Source organism: Spirosoma fluminis (assembly GCF_054778895.1).
On the sequence record NZ_BAAGZD010000009.1, the window covers coordinates 1 to 3,443 of the forward strand.

The following is a 3,443-nucleotide window of genomic DNA, read 5'->3' on the forward strand; positions in this document are numbered from 1 at the left end:
CATGTTTCGCCCTCACAGTTCGCTCGGCGGGCTGACACCCGATGAGGTTGGAAAGGGCAGTGAAAAGAGAATAAATGACCGTCCGATCCTCAATCTTTGAGCGGTCCAGTATTTGGGGGTAGGTCAGCCTTTCTATATCTTCAACATTTGCAAAGGGTGTTTGGTGTATGGATTTTGAAATTGACGAGACGATAGAATCGAAAGCAAGAACCTATCATATCGCTGACTCATTAGATGAGTTCTTGACAATTTGCGCCAATAATGTTCTCGAACCGTAATTTCAATATGATATGCAATTCTCTATGGCCTCTTGTCGGCGACAGACTGCGTACTCATAAAAGATTATTCTGTCTAACGCTATATACCAAACTCGCTTTGCTGACTAATCTAGTCGGGTCGTTTCTCACGTCAACATGAGCTGCCTAGCGAGCCTGAACGCTGCTTGTCGGGACGTGCGGCCTGTCACCGGGCCGCTGGCACACGAATACTCTTGGCTGGCTCACCCAACGACCACAGGGGCTGATGGATGAGGACACTACGTCACTGAACGCGAACCACCTTCAACCTTTACACCCCTGTTTGGTTGGGCTGCTCGACTCTCCTACGGGACGAGCATCCTGTCGCAAGACAACCGCCCATGTGTAGCGAAATGTGGTAACTCATCATACATATGCCCACCTCAAAACAACCCTGTTACTTTTAATGTCATAAAATAACTCGTAAATTTTTGCACTGTCTTGGCAGAAGTTGCAAGCATAATATTCGGCAACAAACATAAATTTTTCTCCTGACTCATTGACGGGATAATACTCCAGTTCTTCAGTACAGAAAGTTGCAATGCCTCCTATTTTTGAAAATATTTCTTTCTTTTCAATGAGGTCGGAATTTGAGTAACGCCTAAGCAGAAATTTAGTCTCTTTGTAATCAGCCAATACTCGCTCATAGTCAGCCCGGTCCCTCTGTATCCATTGTTCCCATTCTTGGGAATGGTCAAAATACTCTTTGCTGCCTTTAAAAATGTACTTATCTCCGACCAAATCAAAAGCTACTTCATAGTCACTACAATATTCATTAAAGACTCTTGTAGGTTCATATGGGTCATCGTTAAAGTGAACAAGATATAATTTTTTAGAAGGCAAATTGGTATTGATCAATTTGAGATTCAGCGAACAAAGAGGATAAATGATGCCTTTACAGAAGTAAGATTCAGTACCAAAAATATCTTCAAACTCAGGAAACAACTTTACATACTTTGAGTCTGTTGAATTGTCGAAATTAGGTGGATAAATATCTTGGAAAATGTCCAGAACGACCTCTTGAATTTGTGAAGACATAATGTAAAATCAGAGCAGTAAATAAAGTAAAGTCGTTTTTCTTTGTCGCCCGGAAGCCGCCCAACGAGCGTAAAACAACCGAATCGGGGCGATTCTCGTGTCGACCGAGGCCACCCAACAAGCCAAAACCGCCTTCTTGCTTCGGGACGTGCTGCCTGTCGCACGCAAGCTCACCACTACGTTACAGGCTGTTGGCTGCACCCAACGCCCCAGGGGGCTGATGGATAAACAAGTTAGCAACCTAAATGCACATACCTGCAATCTTTACACCCCCTGTCCGTTGGGCTGAATGATTAACTTCGGGGCGAGCAACCTGTCGCCCGAAAGCCAACCCACGCGGAGCGAGTATCTCGGTTAGTCTTGCCAATATTTTACGCCTTTTGCACTCATGTAGCCGCTTGTTAAATAAGGTGCAGTTTGGGGAGACTGCCACGATAACTTGAACAAGTTCAATTCCTCTACATAGTCAATGTCTTCATATTTGAACGGGGTAAGCGATGCACCTTGTTTGTTTATTAGTGCTAACTTATTGTTTTTCGACACTACAGCAACTCCATTTTTAAATGCGCTTCCGTAATATGTTCCATCGCCGTAATCTTGTGGCGTATAGATAAATGGAATTATCACCCGTCCTGTCTTATCCACAAATCCAATTTTTTCGTTCTTCTCAGCAAGAAATAACCCTTCGCCGTAGATATGAAGTCTGGTATCCGAGCCAGTAATAAATACTGTCTTATAAGTATGATCTACGTATCCTGAACGCTGGTGATCATAAGTGGTAGAATTTAATTTAGTCACAACAGCCAGCCCGTCATTAAAATGGCGGTATCCTATCCACTCTTCAGAAGGAATAAGTTGCTTGCCTGCCTTGTCGATTAACGTCCATTTCCCTTTACCATCGTAGACAGCACAAACGCCCTCTCTAAAACCCTCTGCTTTAGCAAAGGCAAATGGAATTACTAACTCGCCTGCTTCATTGATAAATCCATATTTAGCTTCACCGTTCTCTTCTTTTGAAACGAGTGCCATTCCATCAAAAAACTTAGGTTCAAAAGTGGTGCTGTTAGTCCACTGGCAATACTTTTCATTAATCACTTGACCTTTCTGATTAATTCTTGCACTTGGCTCTGCATAGTCAGAACGACCGTACCAAACCACTGCAGTTCCTTTTTTATTGAAATCGCCTGCAATGCCAAATTTACACGGAATAACCAGCTTTCCAGTCTGGTCAATATAGCCCATTTTTTCGTTGATAGTAACGGCGGCCAGTCCTTCGTGAAACAGATTAACATGGTCGAAGCGGCACGGAATTATTATTTTCTTATTCGTATCGCAATATCCCCATTTACGGCCTTGACGATAAGGAATTAGCTGAACGGTCGCTGGTGAAGACACAATCTCAGAAAGTAATTTCCTACTTTCGGTATCTCTACTTATGTTAAGAGCCCTAAGTTCATCTAAAAAGATTTTAGGAAAAAGGATGCTACCACGATAAGGCGGTCTACCAAAGTCAGGAACTTTTCCCGGTATTCTGAGTTCAGGTAGAACCAAATCAGCAATCTCTGTTATGAAATCGACACAGTTTTGATTTGCTATAATACCGTAACTTTTTTTGTCCCACTTATCCTTCAACTTTTGGCAGTATTGATAAGTTGGTTGATCCACTTCTACAATGAAATCTGATTTTCCTAAATCTCCTATTTTAGTTTGCTCAATTTCACCTTTAGTAGAAAACAAAGCTTTCAGTGACTTATCAACTGGATGAAACCCCCATGTATGTTCTATTACCGTTTGATTCAAAGTTGCATCTTTCTTAACGAAGGAAACAAAAGCATGACCAGCAGTACTACCCTTTTCACCCATAGGAATTGCTTTAAAGATCAAAAAATATTGGGCTTGTGCGTTATTAGCTAAATCAGTAGCGATTATTATTGATACGTGAATAGGTACGTAATACCTGTATCTTGTGGTCACGATGACAAGCTACAAACAGACTGAATATGAAGTCCTGCGCCGACGATGTGCTGCCCTCCATCAACAGGGCTGGAAACAGGTCGCTATCGCTCAGGCGCTAGGCTTGACTCAGGGCTGGGTCAGTCGCACCCTGAC

General features: G+C 42.6%; 3 protein-coding genes. 1 reads left to right on the top strand and 2 read right to left on the bottom strand.

The genetic code is table 11. The features are described 5' to 3' along the window. Positions 1–662: 662 nt before the first annotated feature. On the bottom strand, positions 663–1,334 hold the full coding sequence (locus tag ACYVBJ_RS13570; RefSeq protein WP_460982844.1) for a hypothetical protein: 672 nt from the start codon (positions 1,332–1,334) through the stop codon (positions 663–665). 354 nt (positions 1,335–1,688) lie between these two features. Beyond that, on the bottom strand, positions 1,689–3,308 hold the full coding sequence (locus ACYVBJ_RS13575) for a WG repeat-containing protein (RefSeq protein ID WP_460982845.1): 1,620 nt from the start codon (positions 3,306–3,308) through the stop codon (positions 1,689–1,691). A 1-nt stretch (position 3,309) separates the two neighbouring features. Here ACYVBJ_RS13575 and ACYVBJ_RS13580 point away from each other — a divergent pair. After that, the coding region (locus ACYVBJ_RS13580) for a helix-turn-helix domain-containing protein (protein ID WP_460982846.1) at positions 3,310–3,443 on the top strand (134 nt) is incomplete at its 3' end.